General features: G+C 36.4%; 19 protein-coding genes and 1 pseudogene. 2 read left to right on the top strand and 18 right to left on the bottom strand.

The window, feature by feature from the left end; all coding sequences use genetic code 11:
- Positions 1–147 precede the first annotated feature (147 nt).
- The 7 genes from MKX29_RS18000 to MKX29_RS17970 are packed head-to-tail and all read right to left on the bottom strand — an operon-like array spanning position 148 to position 5,723.
- Complete coding sequence (locus tag MKX29_RS18000; protein WP_251161918.1) at positions 148–1,128, bottom strand: biotin--[acetyl-CoA-carboxylase] ligase; 981 nt, start codon at positions 1,126–1,128, stop codon at positions 148–150.
- Entirely contained in the window at positions 1,113–2,309 is a 1,197-nt protein-coding gene (locus tag MKX29_RS17995) for a CCA tRNA nucleotidyltransferase (protein ID WP_251161919.1), read from the bottom strand. Before MKX29_RS17995 ends, MKX29_RS18000 begins: the two co-directional genes overlap by 16 nt.
- Positions 2,309–3,448 (bottom strand): N-acetyl-alpha-D-glucosaminyl L-malate synthase BshA, encoded by a 1,140-nt coding sequence (gene bshA / locus MKX29_RS17990; protein WP_224937446.1) that lies wholly within the window; start codon positions 3,446–3,448, stop codon positions 2,309–2,311. Before bshA ends, MKX29_RS17995 begins: the two co-directional genes overlap by 1 nt.
- Positions 3,449–3,450: 2 nt before the next feature.
- The gene (gene bshB1 / locus MKX29_RS17985; protein WP_251161920.1) at positions 3,451–4,161 is read right to left on the bottom strand and encodes a bacillithiol biosynthesis deacetylase BshB1; all 711 of its coding nucleotides are present in this window, start codon (positions 4,159–4,161) and stop codon (positions 3,451–3,453) included.
- Between the two features lie 2 nt (positions 4,162–4,163).
- On the bottom strand, positions 4,164–4,568 hold the full coding sequence (gene mgsA / locus MKX29_RS17980; protein WP_224937444.1) for a methylglyoxal synthase: 405 nt from the start codon (positions 4,566–4,568) through the stop codon (positions 4,164–4,166).
- A gap of 17 nt (positions 4,569–4,585) precedes the next feature.
- Positions 4,586–5,386 carry a 4-hydroxy-tetrahydrodipicolinate reductase gene (gene dapB, locus MKX29_RS17975; protein ID WP_341106878.1) on the bottom strand — a complete coding sequence of 267 codons (801 nt, stop codon included), beginning with the start codon at positions 5,384–5,386 and terminating at the stop codon, positions 4,586–4,588.
- Positions 5,373–5,723 (bottom strand): nucleotide pyrophosphohydrolase, encoded by a 351-nt coding sequence (locus MKX29_RS17970; protein WP_224937442.1) that lies wholly within the window; start codon positions 5,721–5,723, stop codon positions 5,373–5,375. The genes dapB and MKX29_RS17970 overlap by 14 nt, the downstream gene beginning before the upstream one ends.
- 241 nt (positions 5,724–5,964) lie before the next feature.
- Between MKX29_RS17970 and MKX29_RS17965 the strand changes: the two genes are divergently transcribed.
- Positions 5,965–6,834: a YitT family protein gene (locus MKX29_RS17965; RefSeq protein ID WP_095372776.1), complete on the top strand. Its 870-nt coding sequence runs from the start codon at positions 5,965–5,967 to the stop codon at positions 6,832–6,834.
- Positions 6,835–6,899: 65 nt separating this feature from the next.
- Here MKX29_RS17965 and MKX29_RS17960 read toward each other — a convergent pair whose 3' ends face one another.
- Together MKX29_RS17960 and ypjB are read right to left on the bottom strand one after the other, a co-directional pair.
- Positions 6,900–7,577, bottom strand: a complete 678-nt coding sequence (locus MKX29_RS17960) for a zinc metallopeptidase (RefSeq protein WP_095372775.1) — start codon at positions 7,575–7,577, stop codon at positions 6,900–6,902.
- A gap of 388 nt (positions 7,578–7,965) precedes the next feature.
- A complete protein-coding gene (gene ypjB / locus MKX29_RS17955; protein ID WP_224937441.1) occupies positions 7,966–8,757 on the bottom strand; it encodes a sporulation protein YpjB in 792 nt (263 codons plus the stop codon).
- A gap of 360 nt (positions 8,758–9,117) precedes the next feature.
- On the opposite strand from ypjB, the pseudogene MKX29_RS17950 reads away from it, so the two are divergent.
- Positions 9,118–9,551: pseudogene (locus tag MKX29_RS17950) on the top strand (IS1595 family transposase); the annotation flags it as partial.
- Positions 9,552–10,103: 552 nt separating this feature from the next.
- On the opposite strand, the gene MKX29_RS17945 reads toward MKX29_RS17950, so the two are convergent.
- The 9 genes from MKX29_RS17945 to aroA form a co-directional block, all read right to left on the bottom strand.
- Complete coding sequence (locus MKX29_RS17945; protein WP_224937440.1) at positions 10,104–10,709, bottom strand: DUF1405 domain-containing protein; 606 nt, start codon at positions 10,707–10,709, stop codon at positions 10,104–10,106.
- A gap of 75 nt (positions 10,710–10,784) precedes the next feature.
- Positions 10,785–11,552: a menaquinol-cytochrome c reductase cytochrome b/c subunit gene (locus MKX29_RS17940; protein WP_095372771.1), complete on the bottom strand. Its 768-nt coding sequence runs from the start codon at positions 11,550–11,552 to the stop codon at positions 10,785–10,787.
- A gap of 36 nt (positions 11,553–11,588) precedes the next feature.
- Complete coding sequence (qcrB, locus tag MKX29_RS17935) at positions 11,589–12,263, bottom strand: menaquinol-cytochrome c reductase cytochrome b subunit (RefSeq protein WP_191810886.1); 675 nt, start codon at positions 12,261–12,263, stop codon at positions 11,589–11,591.
- Positions 12,264–12,276: 13 nt separating this feature from the next.
- Positions 12,277–12,774, bottom strand: coding sequence for a ubiquinol-cytochrome c reductase iron-sulfur subunit (locus MKX29_RS17930; protein ID WP_095372769.1), 498 nt, complete (start codon positions 12,772–12,774; stop codon positions 12,277–12,279).
- 149 nt (positions 12,775–12,923) lie between these two features.
- Entirely contained in the window at positions 12,924–13,388 is a 465-nt protein-coding gene (locus MKX29_RS17925; protein ID WP_224937439.1) for a YpiF family protein, read from the bottom strand.
- A 404-nt stretch (positions 13,389–13,792) separates the two neighbouring features.
- Positions 13,793–14,335 carry a ReoY family proteolytic degradation factor gene (locus MKX29_RS17920; RefSeq protein ID WP_224937438.1) on the bottom strand — a complete coding sequence of 181 codons (543 nt, stop codon included), beginning with the start codon at positions 14,333–14,335 and terminating at the stop codon, positions 13,793–13,795.
- Positions 14,336–14,411: 76 nt separating this feature from the next.
- On the bottom strand, positions 14,412–15,674 hold the full coding sequence (locus tag MKX29_RS17915; protein WP_224937437.1) for a tetratricopeptide repeat protein: 1,263 nt from the start codon (positions 15,672–15,674) through the stop codon (positions 14,412–14,414).
- Between the two features lie 21 nt (positions 15,675–15,695).
- The gene (locus MKX29_RS17910) at positions 15,696–16,595 is read right to left on the bottom strand and encodes a hypothetical protein (RefSeq protein WP_289434062.1); all 900 of its coding nucleotides are present in this window, start codon (positions 16,593–16,595) and stop codon (positions 15,696–15,698) included.
- Positions 16,596–16,750: 155 nt separating this feature from the next.
- Complete coding sequence (gene aroA / locus MKX29_RS17905) at positions 16,751–18,046, bottom strand: 3-phosphoshikimate 1-carboxyvinyltransferase (protein WP_341106872.1); 1,296 nt, start codon at positions 18,044–18,046, stop codon at positions 16,751–16,753.
- Positions 18,047–18,067: the final 21 nt, after the last annotated feature.

The following is an 18,067-nucleotide window of genomic DNA, read 5'->3' as shown; positions in this document are numbered from 1 at the left end:
ATTATTAAACTCATCCCTCTGTCCTGGTCCTAAATGGATCTAGGCAGATTTCGCGTATAAATGATGGTCAAACAGGTGCAGTTCTTACCGATACTGCCCACACAAAGTATATCAATAATTGTGTTAACTTTCTATAAAAAATATCTATTATTCTAAATCAATATCTGCAGAATAAATTTGATGTCGCACACCAGCCTCATCTTCTAAAAGCAATATGCCTTCATCTGTAATTCCTATCGCTTTACCCGCTATGGTACCAGATAGTGTACGCGCTTTTATATTTTTTCCTATACTAATGGCATAACTTTCCCATAAAATTCTTATCGGTTGAAAACCATTCTGTAAATAAAGTTGATAAAGTTTTTCGAGGTTGAATAAAAGTGTTTGAATAATCTGTGCGCGCGAGATTTCTTCTTTCTTTTCAATTGCAAGGGAGGTGGCGATAGGTTGAATCTCCTCGGGGTAGTCTTCTAATTTCTGATTCACATTAATACCAATTCCCATAATTATAGAAACGATTCGATCTGCATCTGCTTGCATCTCTGTTAATATCCCTGTTACTTTTTTACCATTAATCAACACATCATTAGGCCATTTAATTTCAGCTGTTAAACCGGTCACTTCCTCGATTGCCTGAACAACTGCAACAGCCGCAATAAGTGTTAATTGGGGTGCACGATGAGGGGTAAGCTGTGGCCTAAGAATGACGCTCATCCAAACACCCGTATATTTAGGGGATATCCATTTTCGGTCCATTCTCCCTCTACCGCTTATTTGCTCTTCTGCTACTACAATCGTACCTTCACAAGCACCATCTGTTGCTAATTGATGGGCTACTTTTTGTGTGGAGTCCACTGATTCCTCATAATGGATATGACTACCAAGTATATTTGTTTTCAAACCATAACGTATTTCATCAGCAATCACTTTTTTGGGTGTAGCAATGATGCGATATCCTTTTCTTCTCACCGCTTCAAATTCAAACCCTTCTTTCCGAAGATTCTCTATATGCTTCCACACTGCTGTGCGTGAACAACCGAGTAAATCTGCAATAGCTTGCCCGGACAAATAATCATCTTGGTTAGTCGTGAAGGCATTTAATAACTTCTTCCTTATTTCTGATTCCATTGAAACAGCCACTCCCTGATATCTTCTTTATTATTTTGTAATTCTCCAAGTATAATTGCTTCCTCAACTTTTGCTAATAATTCCTTTAGCCAAGGGCCAGCTGATTGTTGACTCCAAGTGATAATATCATTGCCATTGACTGCTAATTGTTTTCTTGAAGTAATCGACAATTTGCTATACATTTCAACTAAATGATCAGGATATTCTACTCTTTCATGATTGTATACTTGATGAAGTTTTTCAGCACTCACTGCTACTGATAAACCACTGTGGTAAATTGTAGTAGCTTGAAAGGGTGTTGAAAGTCTTTTTTGGAACCACTGATATAGATTGAGTATTTCTTTCATGTCTTTACTTGACATCTTCCATTCTTTTAATCCTAACTTTGCTTCATGCTCATTTAATTGAAAAACCTTTAAGAGCAGAACCCATATTTCAAGCAAGGATAATGATTGAAGAGGATAAGTGACGAGCTGATCAAGTCCCTTCTCCTTTTGCGAAAGCATTGGTAAATAGTGATGCAAGTTTGAGTCTTGCAGAAGCGTCAAGGCATCTACTCGATAGTCTCCGTGTAATAATTTATTAAATTCAACAAGCTTCCTTTCAACTGCCACATGTTGCAGTAGATGGGCTTTCTTTTTTAATGCATCATATGTTCCTTCTTCGAGCAGGAAACCTAATTGACTTTTAAAGCGAAGCGCTCGCATCATTCTTAAGGCATCCTCATTAAAGCGTTCTTCACTTGAACCAACGGTCTTTATTTCTCTATTTTGAATTGATTCCCTTCCAGCGAAGGGGTCAATTAATTCACCATTTTTATCCATAGCAATGCTATTCATAGTAAAGTCTCTTCTCTGTAAATCTTCCTTTAAATGACGGATAAAACGGACTTCATCTGGTCTTCTAAAGTCACTATACGTTGACTCTGCCCTATATGTTGTTACTTCATATGCTTCACCTTTTAGGAGAATAAGTATGGTACCATGCTCAATACCTACATCAACCGTTTTAGAAAAAATCGCTTTCATTTCAATCGGTGTAGCAGATGTAGCGATATCTACATCTGCTATTTCACGACCTATTAGAAGATCCCTCACTGCACCACCGACAAAATAAGCTTCATAACCTGCTTCCTCAAGCTTTTCAATAATCGGAATAGCTCTTTGAAAAATTGGTTTCATCATTTCGCCTCACTTAATAGATCAAAATAAAGCTGCTCGTATTGTGAAACAATTTTATCGGCATGGAAACTTGTCAGTACAGATTCTTTTGCTTGTAATGATAATTTTGTATGTAATTTTTCATCTTGTAAAATATCTAATGCGACTGCTGCAATACTTTCTATATCACCCAGTTCACAAATATAGCCATTTACACCATCTTGGATAACTTCCGGAATCCCTCCAACATTTGTCCCTATACACGGTACATTGCATGCCATTGCCTCAAGTGCGACTAAACCAAAGCTTTCCTTTTCGGACAATAAAAGCATCAAGTCACTAATGGAATAAAGTTCCGCTAAGTTGTCTTGTTTGCCAAGAAAAATGACTTGGTGTTTTAAGGATAATTGGTCTACTAATTTTGAAATATCACTCATCTGTGGACCATCACCTACAAGTAGGAGCTTAGCTTTTATATGTTCGGCAATTTTAGCAAACGAACGCACGACATCATCTACCCTTTTTACACCACGAAAGTTAGACACATGAATAATAACCTTCTCGTCTTCAGCTATTTGAAATTCTTCTTTCAAGTAATCTACATCTTTTTTTACATATTCACGCTCATCAATAAAATTGTATACGGGAACAATTTTTTTCTGTGGATTGATTAAGTCGTAAGTTTGTGCAATTAATGCATTGGAAACAGCAGTAACACGATCCGATTGTTCAATTCCAAACTTTATTGCATCAGTTAATGATGAGTCATAACCAAGAACCGTAATATCTGTTCCATGCAAAGTTGTAACGATTTTAACATCACGCCCGCTCATTTGCTTCCCTAATATGGCACAGATCGCATGTGGCACCGCATAATGTACATGAAGTAAGTCAAGATTTTCTCTTTTAATGACTTCTGCCATCTTGCTTGCTAACGCGATGTCATAAGGCGCATATTGAAAAACGGAGTATTGATTAACCTCTACTTGATGGTAAAAAATATTATGATATATCTTATTTAAACGAAAAGGAATGCTTGAAGAAATAAAGTGTATTTCATGTCCTCTTTCTGCCAGCATTTTTCCGAGTTCTGTGGCAATTACCCCTGATCCACCAACAGTCGGATAGCAAGTAATCCCTATTTTAAGTTTTCTATTCATTCTTACACTCCAAATAAATCGTTTTCGATCATCAAAGGTTTTTTCACCATAAAACCTTCTGCATATTTAACACCAACTTGCTGTCCAAATAGGCGTTCTCTAGCTTCAACCATTTCCACATAGCCATTTGTTAACGGAGTATCGACAGCTCCCTCCGTTTTCGTGAATTGACTTTGGTAAGCGTTTAAACTGTCGATCTTTTTGTCTATTGTTGATGTAATATCTATCATAAAATCAGGTTGGTGAAATCCATTAATCATATAATAGTAAAAGCTTTTCACTTTATGATCCGTTTGATACTCATTCGTTTGATATTTACGAATACCTGCAGAAAAGACTGCTTCCTCGACAATTTTCGTTGCATTCGCATGATCTGGGTGCCTATCTATTTCATATGGTGCAAAGACAATTGTCGGCTGATACTTCCTAATCATTTCTACTACCTGTTTGATACGCTCACTTGTTAAAAATAACTGTCTATCACCTAAATGAAGTCCTTCTCTTACAGACACATTTAATATTCGCCCTGCTGCAATTGCTTCTGTTTTCCTCAGAGTAGGATTACCGTTAGAAGACAACTCGGCTTCTGTTAAATCGCAAATCCCTACTTTATAACCTTTTTCCACATACTTCGCTATTGTTCCTGACATGCCGATTTCTACATCATCGGCATGCGCTCCGAAAGCAAGGATATCAAGCTTTATTTCGTTCATTTCTATTCACTCTCTTTTATAATTTCTCTCCAGGAAAAATCTCCTCGTTCAAGTCCTTTTATTAGGACTTCCGCTGTGCCCATATTTGTCGCTAAGGGTACAGCGTAAACATCACATAATCGGATTAACGCCGTAATATCTGGTTCATGTGGTTGTGCGGTGAGCGGGTCTCTAAAAAACAAGACGAGATCCATTTTATTTTGCGCAATCATACTTCCAATTTGCTGATCCCCACCCAGTGGTCCAGATTGAAAACGATGCACAGTTAGATTAGCTTCCTGCTGTAACCTTAAACCCGTCGTACCAGTTGCAAATAATTGGTGCTGTGAAAGAATAACTTGATACGCTTTAGAAAAATTCACAATATCATTCTTCTTTTTGTCATGAGCAATTAATGCAATGTTCATCGGCACCGCCTCCATACTTACTCCATAATATTTTCTAATCCGTAAACTAACGTATCAATTTTAACTACAGTATTGACAGCTAATGCTACACCACTCATGAATGATTCGCGATTGTATGAATCATGGCGAATTTGCAGTGTTTGTCCACTAGAACCAAACATTACTTGTTGATGTGCAATTAAGCCAGGAAGTCTAACGGAGTGAATATGCATTCCATCAAAATCAGCCCCACGAGCTCCAGCTAGCGTTTCCTTTTCATTAGGATGTCCTTGTTGCTTACTCTCTCTTACATCACGAATCATCTCAGCTGTTTTAACAGCAGTGCCAGATGGCGCATCTAATTTTTGATCATGATGCATTTCAATAATCTCTACATCATTAAAGTACTTAGCTGCCATTTGAGAAAACTTCATCATAAGCACAGCACCAACAGCAAAGTTTGGCGCAATAATCGCACCTAAACTGGTATCATGACATAAATCCTCTAGTTCTTGTAAGTTCTCTTTGGTAAATCCAGTTGTACCAACAACTGGTCTCACTCCATAAGTAAGCGCTGTTTTCGTATGATCCATACCAACTTCAGGCGTGGTTAAATCAATAAGAACATCACACGCTTCATTTTTAAAACATTTTTCTATATCAGAATAAACAGGAACATCGATTCCCTCAAAACCTTTAAAATCACTTAAAATGCCACCATCATTTTTATGATCTACAACTGCTACTAATTCATAATTATCTTTGTTCTGAACTAACTTAACTGCCTCACTTCCCATTCTACCTCTTGGACCTGCAATCACGATTTTAATTGTGTTCATTATTTTTTCCCCCTTCTTCAATACGTGTCCATCTATCTTTATCGCGCGTTTGAAACTTGTGCATTACTTGGTCATGCGCTTTTGCTAAATCTATATTTAGAGAATTAGCAAGACAAATTAAAACAAAAAGCATGTCTCCCATTTCTTCTTCTATTGCCTTTTCTTTTTCTGTACTCTTTTTTGGTTTTTCACCATATGTATGATTGACTTCTCTTGCCAGCTCCCCTAATTCCTCTGTCAATCTTGCCACCATAGCAAGTGGACTAAAATACCCCTCTTTAAATTGCCCAATATAGGTATCTACTTCCCTCTGTAATTCTTCCATCGACTTACTCATTGCTTCTCACCTCATATACATACCTTTTCAAATCATTTTATTCACACTCTCCATGTTAGCTAAACATAGCCATTTTTACAATTCCTATCGTTTAATTCTTTATTTCTGTCCCATAAAAATAGTCTATGTATGAGAGAATGTGCTGCCTTGCTCCCCTATCAAGTGTGATTGCTTATCCTCTATTGAATCTATATAATGAGATGGCAAGTAATATATTTCATCATTTCGGAGGGCACTGTGAATGTTTGGATTGAAAATTAAGAATATTATCCTTATTCTGTTTGGCGCTAGTATATTCTCTTTCGGTATTGTTCACTTTAATATGCAAAACAACTTAGCAGAAGGTGGCTTTACAGGTATCACGCTCTTATTGTATTTCCTATTTGATTGGAATCCATCTTATACGAATTTGATATTAAATATTCCTTTATTTTTTATAGGATGGAAACTACTAGGTAAAAAAGCATTTATCTATACGATTATTGGTACGCTAGGCGTTTCTCTTTTCCTTGAAATATTCCAAAGATATCAAATACATATGCCATTAAAGAATGATCTTACTTTAGCTGCACTGTTCGCAGGTGTTTTTATCGGTGTTGGTCTCGGTATAATTTTCAGGTATGGTGGAACTACGGGTGGCGTTGATATTATTGCACGACTTGTTAATAAGTATACCGGTACTTCCATGGGTAAAACGATGTTTGTGTTTGACTTTTGTGTGATTGCATTATCACTGATTTTTTATCTCAAATATTATGAGGCAATGTATACTCTAGTTGCCGTTTTTGTTGGCGCGAAAGTGATTGACTTTATCCAAGAAGGAGCTTATTCTGCAAGAGGTGCAATGATTATCTCTGAGAAAAATGAAGAGATATCAGCGAAAATTCTCTATGAAATGGAGAGAGGAGTCACAGTTTTAAAAGGTCGAGGGTCTTTTACTAAGCTGGATCGTGAAGTATTATATTGCGTAGTAGCTAGAAATGAACTAACTAAATTGAAGAACCTTATCCATTCAGTTGATCCTAATGCATTTGTCACCGTATCACAAGTGCACGATGTCTTAGGAGAAGGATTCACATTGGATGAAAACAAAAAACCTTTAGAACGCTGAGATTACTAAAAACTAACAAAAAGCAACTACCTCAAGTGAGCAGTTGCTTTTACATTTAAAATATATTAATCATCATTGTTCATGCCAATAAAAGCAAGAACAAAACGCAGTAATTCCATAACAGCGATAACTGTTGCCGCTACATAAGTTAGAGCTGCTGCATTTAATACCTTTTTAGCGCCAGACTCTTCATCATTTCTAATCACACCCGAGCTTACCATAACATTGAGTGCTCTAGATGAGGCGTTAAACTCAACCGGTAATGTAATTACCTGGAATAATACCGCTGCAGCAAAGAAAATGATACCAAGTAACATCATACCAGTAAATTGAAACAACAATCCTCCTAAGATGAAAAAGAAGGATAAGTTAGAGCCAATGTTTGCAACTGGAACAAGCGCATGTCTAAAGCGTAAGAAAGCATAGTCTTCAGCATCTTGAATGGCATGACCCACTTCGTGTGTCGCCACTGATACGGAAGCAATGGAAGATCCATAATAATTATCCTCAGATAATCTCACGGTCTTATCCCTAGGATCATAATGGTCTGAAAGTTGCCCCTTTACTGGTTCGATAGAGACATTATAAAGCCCATTTTCATCTAAAACTTTTCTAGCCGCTTCTGCTCCAGTCATATTTGAAGAAGTAGATATTTGTAAATGTTTCTTATACGTCTTCTTCAAGTACATTTGAATAGCAATCGGGACAATCATAATAATGATAAAGTAAATCAAAAACGACATAGGTGAACCTCCTAATAAAGTATAAGCTTCTCATCTACATCTGCATCATGTAGACAAACACTGGAAGAAATATTCACATACTAAGCTAAAAGCTTTTAGTTAGTCACTCAGTATGACAGAATGGCTTTGTAAATAGTGAAAACACGACTTTACATGGATGCTTGTTTCTAAAAAAAACTTGATAATTGGTACATTCTTGCTTACAAACAATTCAAAAAAAAATGGGTAGCTTCGTCTCTAGATGCCTCAAGATGAAAGTCCATTTTTCCTGCCATCTCATTCTCCCATTACCTTTTCCTTCTTTAATTTACCTAAAGGAAAAGCTTATCATGTTTATGCTTTGATTTCATTTTACCTTTTTCTTATAAGACAATTCAAGCGTTTAGCCTTAGCTCTCTGGATTTTTTTCTTTTTTCTTTCCGCCCTTATATTTTTTAAAACCGACATACGAAAGCGTTAATATAATAATACTTCCAGTTGAAATAATTACCCACCAAAGTGATGGATCAGCTTCATCATCCGTAATTGTATCGAAAATATCTTCTAGCTCACTATTCAATAATTCTAGTTCCCTTTTACCTTCTTCTTTCACCATTACATCTCGACGATATTGATCAATATATTGAATGCGTGTATGCAATTGTTGAATAGTTGCTGGCTCTACTTCTAATTTTAATGAAGGGTAAATTGTATCATAAAGAGAGAGAAAGGTATTGTACTGTGTATGAAAGCTCTCGCTATCACCCGCTTCTATTGACTCCCTTACTTCCCCAAGTGTACTTAACATCGGTCCTTTCATTTCATGCCACATCGGTTCTTTTGCAGGAGATAGGGCGTCCATTAATATCCGAAGTTTGGTTGCTTTTTGTACTTTCGACTCATACGAGCTTTGTTCTTTCTTTATTTCTTCAACTACTTCTTGGTGAACAGATGTGACAGTTCTCAAACTTTCCCTCGTCATCGCAGTTGATGTGCTTGTAGCCAATACAAATTGGTCTGTGAAATAATTCAACATTCTACTAGCCTCTTCATATTTTTGCGCTTTAACCAAGTGTAGAACTTCATCTGATAATAGATCCAATTGATTCATCATGCCATCGTCATTTTCTGTCTCTGCTACTATCATGTAAGGGAAAATGAGTGCAATAACTAAAATAATAGCCACAACTCTCCATTTCATACGTACCTGTCCTCCTTATCGGATTGCTAATAGCATTGTATGACGATGTGGACAAGGTTAGACCATTAATCAATAGATTTATCTACGAAACACTAGAAGCAATATTGGCAACAATGAGGAAATAAAACCAGAAGACTTCTATTGGAAGTTCTAACTTTATTTTTTCTATTGATAGGCTATGTTAATCTTTGTTGTTGATATTCGTTATAATCGAACAAACAGGCTATGAATAAGCTATGAATAGCGAAGTTTGTGATGAATGTGAAGGTAACTGATATTTTAAAAGCAATTCATAAACTAAATCCAGCTGAGAAACACCGATTAAGAGAATACCTAATTGAAAAACTTAGTGCATCATCTAAGGAGATAAAAGGAAGACAGCCTCGTAAGCGTGGTGGTGCTGCAAAGAAACGTGGCATAAGCAAAGAACAAGTATGTGTTCTAGTCGCAACAGATCGTGATAAATTAGCAATTTTACGTACATTGGGTATGGGTAGAATAACCAAAGGGAATTTAGATAAAGCAATTGGGCATAAGCTTTCAAAAGGTAATGTATGATGTACTGATGCCTGGAGAGCTTTTAAAGTTTACGCGAATGAAAAGGGAATGGAAATATATCAATTCAAATCAGATGGAAAAGTACGCACAAAAGGTCTTTATCACATTCAGAACGTAAACAATTATCAAGAAATGCTAAAAGGTTGATACAACGTTTTAACGGTGTGGCAACCAAATATTTAGAAAATTATCTCACTTGGTTTCAAGTCTTAGAAAGCATACAGTATCAAAACAATGTACATTAAAGTTAAGTAATTCACGATATAGAAATTATTTTCATTCGGCAAACGGCCAATTAAGGAGAAAGGATTGTTTTTACTAATAATTGAGACTGGAGAGAGTAGGTGGTTTCATTGTTTAGGTCAGCAGTATATTTGGTACACGTATTAATATTCATATTCGTAGCTCTTATTGGTATAGGTCCAATGTTTAGCATTGCTGCACCAGACCCAGACCGAGCCGCAATTTATAATTGGGGTTGGGGTTCATTGATTGGTATTTTTATGTTTCTTGTGTTGGTATCTGCTTATGTACAGTTAAGGATAAAAAAAGTTTGGGTGTTTTTAATATCCGTAATAGGCTTGAATGCTTTTTTTATTCTCACTTTACTATACATATACCCTTTCGTTATGAATTTTTTTTAGAATTAACAAGGTAACAAGTGTTTAATTAACGGTTGGGATAATAGAAAAAGCAAACATTAAGCAATAGAACTTCCATTACTTGGAAGTTCCTTTGTTTTCTATAAATATCAACATTAATTTTTAACATAACCTATTGATAAAAGGTTATTGATGAATGGAGGGCATTTTCAGCTGATATCGCCCTTTTCGAATACATAATAGATAGGTCAGACCTAAAGAAAATAGGCTAAGCCAGAAAGTAAAATAACCGATTTGCGGAATATATTCATTAAGTACAGAATATCTCGGTAACATAAAGAAAACGTAGTCAATCACATCATTATGCAAAGTCCAAATAGCAGCAATTATAAGATGCCAAGCTTTTATGCGATAAAAAGGGGCATAGAGCACACCTTGTACAGCCATAGCACCATGGGAAACAATAAGCATGAGTGCCGTTATCTCCACTTCACCTGTCACTTGGAACACAAGTAAATTCATCACAACTGCCCAGATACCGTATTTCACAAGTGTAACAATTGCGAGTGCTTCAAAAATAGGCCAATTTCTACCTAATAAAAAAGCAATAAGAACAATAACGAAAAACAAACTAGCAGTTGGACTATCAGGAACAAATGGAAGGAATATTGCTGGTGTATCAACTAATTGCCACATATACCAATCGTAACCATATACAGTCCCGGCAATATTGATGATTAAGAGAAGAATTAAAAAGCTTCGATTACCCAATATCGTATATATTTGTTTCATAGACTACCTCACTTACTACTTTTTATGTACGATACGAAAAGAAGCTGACAACTGCTGGTCAGCTTCTTTTTCACTTTATTCAGATTCTATACTGTCGATAAATTCGACCACTTTATCAAGTTCTTCATCACTACCTGTGAATATACCTGCTGGCATAGCTCCACGGCCGTTTTGAATCACATCTTTAATCTCTTCAGGTGATAATTCAACATCGATTAAAGCAGGTGCACCTGCACCACCTTGCAATTCATTACCGTGGCAAGTTAAACAAGTATTCGCTTCCATGAGCTTATACCCCTCTGCCTCGGTATCGACTTCAGCATCTGCGACGATTTTTCCTTGTTCTGCTGCAGCCTCCCAGTCATGGTGAGCAACTGATTCCCATGTTAGGAAGGTAACCCCCGCCAATGCAAGTAACATAAAACCTGTGGCAAAAGGACGTTTTGATGGTCTACGTTCAGGACCGCGATCGATAAATGGCGCCAATGCAAGTGCACCAAATACTAATCCTGGAATAATAAATGCACCAATAACATTATATGGTCCTGATGCATATGTGTATTTTAGCAATTGATATAAGAATAAGAAATACCAGTCTGGTAGCGGAATATAAGCTGTATCACTCGGATCCGCGATTTTTTCAAGCGGTGGTTCGTGCGCAATTGTTAAACATAAGAAACCTACTAGGAAAACGGCTCCTACCATCCATTCTTTCAGTAAGAAGTTTGGCCAGAAAGCTTCTGTTTTGCCTGGATATTCCGAATAATCTTTCGGAATGAAAGTCTTACGTTCAGCAGATATACGGGAATCACCTACGAATTTCATTCCTTTTCCGCGATGCATGTAATAATTCCCCTCCTTTTAATAGAAGATTTCATTTTACAATGGACCAGAAATACCTTGTTTACGAATCATAATAAAGTGAGCAGCCATTAAGCCAAATAATACTGCTGGTAGGAAGAAAACGTGAATGGCGAAGAATCGTGTTATCGTTTGAGCTCCGACAATAGATGCGTCCCCAGCAATAAGTGTTTTTAACATTTCACCAATAAATGGAGTTGATTCGACAATTTGAATGGTAACTTTTGTTGCAAATAAAGCTTTCATATCCCATGGTAATAGATAGCCTGTTAATCCAAGTGCTAACATTACAAAGAATATTCCTACTCCAACGAGCCAGTTTAATTCACGTGGTTTTTTGTAAGCACCTTGGAAGAATACGCGTAAAGTATGTAAAAACATCATAACAATAACTAAGCTAGCTCCCCAGTGATGCATGCCACGAACAATTTGTCCGAATGCTACATGGTTTTGTAAATAATACACAGACTCCCAAGCATTTTTGATATCTGGAACATAGTACATCGTTAAGAACATTCCAGACAAGATTTGAATGACAGTTACAAAGAACGTTAGACCTCCGAAGCAGTAAACAAACGCCGAAAAGTGATGCGCTGGGTTTACATGCTCAGGTACTTCATGGTCAGCAATATCTCGCCAAATTGGCGTAATATCCAAACGTTCATCAACCCAATCATAAATTTTATTGAACAATGATTACGCCTCCTTATCGCGGTTCTGCCTTACCTAAGTGTAAGAACCCATCTACTTCTTTTGTTGGAAAAACATCAAGTGCTGCAATTGGTGGTGTACCTGGAACATTTGTACCATCTTTTGTATAAAGACCTCCGTGACAAGGACAATAGAAATGATTTTCATTTGCCTTATCTCCATTCCAGTTAACTGTACAACCTAAATGTTTACATACAGGTGATAATGCGACAACTTTATCATTCTCATCTTTGTAAACCCATGCAGTTCCAGTTTCTTCCGAAGAATACCAGCCATCTTGTTGTTCAAACGAATAGTCAACCCTAGTAGGCTCTGTTGTTAGGTCAGCAACCTTCTGATTTGTTGCAATAAAATCGCTTTCACCTTTCTTTTGTAGGACCGGATCTACTGCAAACCGCACCATAGGTAACAACATTCCTGCTGCCATGAACCCGCCTACACCTGTGAGTGTGTAATTAAGGAATTGACGTCTTGTCACACGATTTTTGCTCATACTTTTCCCCCCTCTATTATGAAGTTAAGTCCAACGGACAAAGTTCAACACAATATAAAACTAGGACATACCAATGATATATCAATCTTTATGGAAGGTCAATATAATCCTTCACTGAATCATCACAACTATGAGATTTATGTGACTCTTCAATCATTATTCTGCCATTTCTTCACAAATACATTCAGTAATTGTTTTACCTGATCTTCTAAAATTGAAAGCTTGTACTGATCATCCATGTTATCTAGCGGAATTGAAGGCATCCAAATTAACCCTCCATCTAACTGTTCTTCTACAGTTTTCCAATCACTATCAGAAGTTATGTAAAAAATATGTTTAAAATCTTGAGAAATTAATTCTTTTTCCCATTCTATTAAATCTGCAAGCCGTTTTTCCTCAGAAATGGTCTTTAGATAGCTCATTCCGGGTAACATAAGAATTCTGCCTTTAAATTGCTTTTCAAGTTGCCCAGATAAGAGGTTAATAAATTCGGTCATTGCCACTGTTTGCTGGATATCATCTGCAAAAGATACCGGATAAAGAGGAAGTATGACTGTATCAATATAATCTCTTTCTTTCAAAAATAATTGTATATCCTGTGTATGCCACTTCATCCTAATCACTCCAATTACGCCTTAATATTCCTTATTTATCATACCACGGAAATGACCTTCTATCAAAAGGCAACAGTGTCTATTTTTTGAACATTTCAGAATTCATTAAATATATTTTTTATACTTAGACGAAGATGGTATAGGTATTATTAATATTCCTAAGGTTCGTCACGCCCATTATTTTAATTAAAACTTTAAAACTCTTAATGTGGTAGAATTAAACTCTAAAAGCTTGGTGTGCTATATTGGGACTTCCCTATTCGCTTTCACAAGAATCATATGCCCCCTGTTTTCATTTCATCCTCTTCCGTCTCAACATATAATGAAATCAAAAAAAAGATATGACTCCCTTAAAAAAATAGGAAGCATATCTTTTTTGTCTGTACTTTTCTATAAATAAAAACCTATGTTTGAAGTTTATTCAATTTCGTTGTTAATAGAATAAATCTTTCTTTATCTTGTTTATCTAATGCCTCATCAATTTCTTTGAGTAATTTTTCCTTTTGAAAACGCGCTAAGCTCTCTGTTAAGAATCTTTCAGCTATCATACGGTCTTTTTCACTTATTCTTAATGTCTTTGGCATAAAAGGATTTTCTTCTAACACCGCTGCATATTGATGAGCTTTATTGGCAGCATGGAAGTTCAACTGAATAAATATATCTTCTTCTCTATTTAAGCGGATATCATGAAATGACTTTTCTGCGTCAGTTGTCATTACATTCTCTTTGTAAAAACGAAAAGGCGCTTCATCGACACAATGTGTAGACATAATTAATCCTCTCGGACAATACTGAGCCTGTTCCACAAAATGAACCTTCTCCATTAATTGATCATGACTCATTAAGTAGTTAAGAATCCAGACACACTCTCTTCTTTTTAACTGATAATGATTAAGAAACCAACGAATAAAGTCTTTCTTTTCATTGACAGATACAGGGGCCGTCATTTTGATTCCCTCCTCTGCTGCAGCTTTAATTTTTTTTCACTTAAGCTTCAGGTAGACTTTCTGATGATGCAAACCTCTACGACTCATCTGAAAGCCGCTGCAGGATATCCTGATATTCTTCGTTGTGAGGTTCCAAACGAGTAAGCTTACTAAAAAGTTCGGCAGCCTCCTTTCGTTTTCCTTCTTCAATTAGAAAATATCCATAGTCTGCCAAGAAATCCGGCTGCTGTTTAAAATAAGTATATGCTTCATTGTATTTGTTTAATGCCTGTGAATATTCTTCTATTTCTTGATAACTTTTTGCTGCATCCCATAATAGTTGTGGATCAATCACTTCTGCGCTTTGCATTAATTCTGCAATTTCAATTACATCATTGAAACGCTCGTTATTCATAAAAACTTTATTAATCACAATAGCAGCATCAATATATTCTGGATCAATCGCTAACGCTTCTCTTAGGAGGTCAACTGCTAGTTGTTCATCTGGAATTTTCAAGGCTAGCTTACCACCATAAAAATAAAGTTCTTTATTATATTCATCTTGTTTAATTCCCAGTTTTACTGTTGCTAAAGCTTCTTGAACTTGTTCTTCACGTTCATATGCCTTTGCGAGATGTAGATACAGCGAGTGAAATTCTGGATCTATTTCTTTGAGCTCATTAAATTTCTCAATGGCTACTTGATTATAACCAGCTTGTAAAGCTGTGAATGCATAGCTAAATAGCGTATGTATTTCCAACTTTTCTTCAAGCGCTTTTTCATAATAAGGCAATGCTTCTTCAAAAGCACCCCCTGCACTTAAACTTTCAGCCATTCTTTGGTTAACGTTTACACCGCCAATAAGCTCCTTTTTTGTCAGTACTTTTTCATATAATTTAACTGCTTCTAAAAATTTTCCTTGTTCTGCACTCAACTCACCTAAGGCAAAATCGATAATTGGCTCCTCGGGAAGTATCGCTTTCGCATCTAATAACTTTCTTTCACTTACCTCATATAACCCTTCCATCTGATATAAGTCTGCCAACAATAATAAGGCTTGTGGATAACTAGCATCTTGTTGATTTACTTGCTCTAATACGAGCACTGCTTCTTCTTCATTTCCTAGATCAATGAAGATTTCTGCTTTCATTACAAGCAGTTCGCCTTCCTCAGGGTAGGCATCTAACAGCCTCTCTATTAGTTGGTGTGCCTCTTTTAGAAACCCATATTGCATCAGTTCTTCCGCTAAAACAAACCTTTCTTCATGTGTACCATGAGAAAGTATTTCTTTATATTTTTCTAATGCCTCATCATGTAACCCATTTTCTAACAAGGCTATAATCTTTTTTACTTTATCCATATCTATATCCTTTCAATACAATTATGATAGCTGGTAGTATGATGGTGTCTTAATCATGACTCTCTTACCAAATCCTTCAAGCGGATGATGCCAATCACCTGCCCGTAAGACTCTCCCACGTAAACATGAGATGACCAGCCTCTCTCTATGATAATGATATACATCTAATTCTTCAATATTTGTGATTTCCCTGCCTCGTTTGTAAAAATTATAATTCGCTTCTAATCCAGGTTGTAATTGTGTTTTAAAAGGGTATATACCGATTGTTGCTTGCGTTTGCTCATTGATTAATTCACCATTTTTCAATGGATGAGCCACATATGGCAGGCGATGCTTTTTCATATAATACACCCACTTTTGTTGCAGTAAACGGTAATCTTTTTCATTATCAACATGCTTAAAAATAGGGATTAAGTTACTAAAGTAAGGAAAGAACGCTTCTTTCACCCATCCCCATGGCATATCGTCTAAATCATTGATTCCCGTTATTTCCACAAAAACAGCAGGAATTTTTTCTTTTCTTAATAATCTTATCATGTCTGGCTGCAGTGAAGCCAATGGCAATTGCACCCCTAACAAATAATCAATTGGAGAAATTTTCAGCTTATCATCCAACAGTTGGATAGCTGACTTTAATTGATGTTTATAGCTTATTTCCACTTTCGTCATGAACACTAAACATCCCTTTAAAATCAGCTCAGAAAGAAAGAAGTTAGGCATATCGTCAGGTATTGTCTCAACATACTTAACGAGGGGAGGAGAAATCACGTACGGATCTCCGTCTATTTTCATATACGTATATTGCCTAAAGGGTGCTTCTCTAACGGAAAGGATTTTCTCATTATCGATAACGTAAGAGGTAGGAACATAGGCGCCCTTGCTTTTATTCTGTCGATAAACGTTCTCAATCATATATACCATTTATCATCATCCTTATCTCATCTTTTTAGACAAGCTATGATGAAAACAAGAATATATTATTAGTTTTTACATTTCGCTCACAAAAAGAAAAACTTGTGGTGCATACCGTATGTCATCATTGGCATGTACCACAAGCGAATAGATATGATTTATATTTACTTTACTAATAAATGATCAATATGATCAAAGAAGCTTGGATAAGAAACAGCGATAGCATCTGGCTGATGGAGTTCTATATCCCCGTCTGAAATTAATGAAGCAATGGACAGCATCATACCAATACGATGATCACCACAGCTCTCGACAGTTCCTCCCGATAGAGAAGTTTGACCTTCAATAATCATCCCATCATCAGTTGCTTCAATATTTGCACCTAGTTTTTTCAACTCATTCACAACTGTATCAATACGATTCGTTTCTTTTACTTTTAATTCTTGCGCATCTTTAATAATCGTTTTCCCGGTAGCTTGTGTCGAAAGTAGGGCAATAATTGGTATTTCATCAATTAATCTCGGAATCATTTCTCCATCAATTGTGACACCTTTAAGTTCAGATGTTTCAATAAAAATATCACCTGCAGGCTCCTCGTGACCGTTACTCTCATAAGGCTCAATCGTCATTTTTGCACCCATTTCTTTTAGTACATCAATGATACCTGTTCTTGTTGGATTTAAACCCACATTTTTGAGGACGATTTTACTATTAGGTACGATAGCTCCTGCTGCTAGGAAAAAGGCAGCTGAGGAAATATCTCCTGGTACGATAAGATTCGTTGCTTTAAATGATTGACCACCTTCAACTGAAATCATTCCATTATCATTTGACACTTTTCCACTGAAGGCATGGATCATTCTTTCTGTATGATCTCTCGTTTTTTCAGGTTCAATAATTTTTGTTGTCCCTTTTGCTTGTAATCCAGCAAGTATGATGGCAGATTTCACTTGAGCACTGGCTACTGGTAAAGTGTAGGTGATTGATTCAAGCTCACCACCTGTAACAGATAAGGGAGTGAACTCACCTGATTGACGTCCCTCTATTTTAGCACCCATTTCCTTTAAGGGTCCAACCACTCTTGTCATAGGACGTTTACCAATTGACGAATCACCGATTAAAACACTATGAAAAGGGCGCCCAGAAAGGATACCCATAATGAGACGAATGGTTGTTCCTGAATTACCGACATCAAGTACTTCTTCTGGTTCTTTTAGGGCGTCCATACCTTCACCATGAATAATAACTGTTTGATTTTCATGCTCTATTTTAACACCAAGTTTTCTAAAACAAGCAATTGTACTAAGGCAATCTTCACCAGCTAAAAAATTCTTAACGACTGTTTTCCCTTTTGCAATTGAACCGAACATAATCGACCGATGAGAAATCGATTTATCACCAGGGATATGAATCTCACCAGATAATCCATTATGTGTAAAATTCAAATTCTTTACGCTCACACTTAATCACCCTTTTTTTAA

The sequence above is a fragment of the Cytobacillus sp. FSL R7-0696 genome (assembly GCF_038006865.1).
GTDB lineage: Bacteria > Bacillota > Bacilli > Bacillales > Cytobacillaceae > Cytobacillus > Cytobacillus kochii.
Note: the sequence above shows the minus strand (reverse complement) of the source record. Positions and strands in the feature narration are given on the sequence as shown.

What these genes read in the sequence shown, in the direction of transcription:
- MKX29_RS18000 (WP_251161918.1), bottom strand. Translation starts at nt 1,128, where the DNA reads ATGGAATCAGAAATAAGGAAGAAGTTATTAAATGCCTTCACGACTAAC.
- MKX29_RS17995 (WP_251161919.1), bottom strand. Translation starts at nt 2,309, where the DNA reads ATGAAACCAATTTTTCAAAGAGCTATTCCGATTATTGAAAAGCTTGAG.
- bshA (WP_224937446.1), bottom strand. Translation starts at nt 3,448, where the DNA reads ATGAATAGAAAACTTAAAATAGGGATTACTTGCTATCCGACTGTTGGT.
- bshB1 (WP_251161920.1), bottom strand. Translation starts at nt 4,161, where the DNA reads ATGAACGAAATAAAGCTTGATATCCTTGCTTTCGGAGCGCATGCCGAT.
- mgsA (WP_224937444.1), bottom strand. Translation starts at nt 4,568, where the DNA reads ATGAACATTGCATTAATTGCTCATGACAAAAAGAAGAATGATATTGTG.
- dapB (WP_341106878.1), bottom strand. Translation starts at nt 5,386, where the DNA reads ATGAACACAATTAAAATCGTGATTGCAGGTCCAAGAGGTAGAATGGGA.
- MKX29_RS17970 (WP_224937442.1), bottom strand. Translation starts at nt 5,723, where the DNA reads ATGAGTAAGTCGATGGAAGAATTACAGAGGGAAGTAGATACCTATATT.
- MKX29_RS17965 (WP_095372776.1), top strand. Translation starts at nt 5,965, where the DNA reads ATGTTTGGATTGAAAATTAAGAATATTATCCTTATTCTGTTTGGCGCT.
- MKX29_RS17960 (WP_095372775.1), bottom strand. Translation starts at nt 7,577, where the DNA reads ATGTCGTTTTTGATTTACTTTATCATTATTATGATTGTCCCGATTGCT.
- ypjB (WP_224937441.1), bottom strand. Translation starts at nt 8,757, where the DNA reads ATGAAATGGAGAGTTGTGGCTATTATTTTAGTTATTGCACTCATTTTC.
- MKX29_RS17945 (WP_224937440.1), bottom strand. Translation starts at nt 10,709, where the DNA reads ATGAAACAAATATATACGATATTGGGTAATCGAAGCTTTTTAATTCTT.
- MKX29_RS17940 (WP_095372771.1), bottom strand. Translation starts at nt 11,552, where the DNA reads ATGCATCGCGGAAAAGGAATGAAATTCGTAGGTGATTCCCGTATATCT.
- MKX29_RS17930 (WP_095372769.1), bottom strand. Translation starts at nt 12,774, where the DNA reads ATGAGCAAAAATCGTGTGACAAGACGTCAATTCCTTAATTACACACTC.
- MKX29_RS17925 (WP_224937439.1), bottom strand. Translation starts at nt 13,388, where the DNA reads ATGAAGTGGCATACACAGGATATACAATTATTTTTGAAAGAAAGAGAT.
- MKX29_RS17920 (WP_224937438.1), bottom strand. Translation starts at nt 14,335, where the DNA reads ATGACGGCCCCTGTATCTGTCAATGAAAAGAAAGACTTTATTCGTTGG.
- MKX29_RS17915 (WP_224937437.1), bottom strand. Translation starts at nt 15,674, where the DNA reads ATGGATAAAGTAAAAAAGATTATAGCCTTGTTAGAAAATGGGTTACAT.
- MKX29_RS17910 (WP_289434062.1), bottom strand. Translation starts at nt 16,595, where the DNA reads ATGGTATATATGATTGAGAACGTTTATCGACAGAATAAAAGCAAGGGC.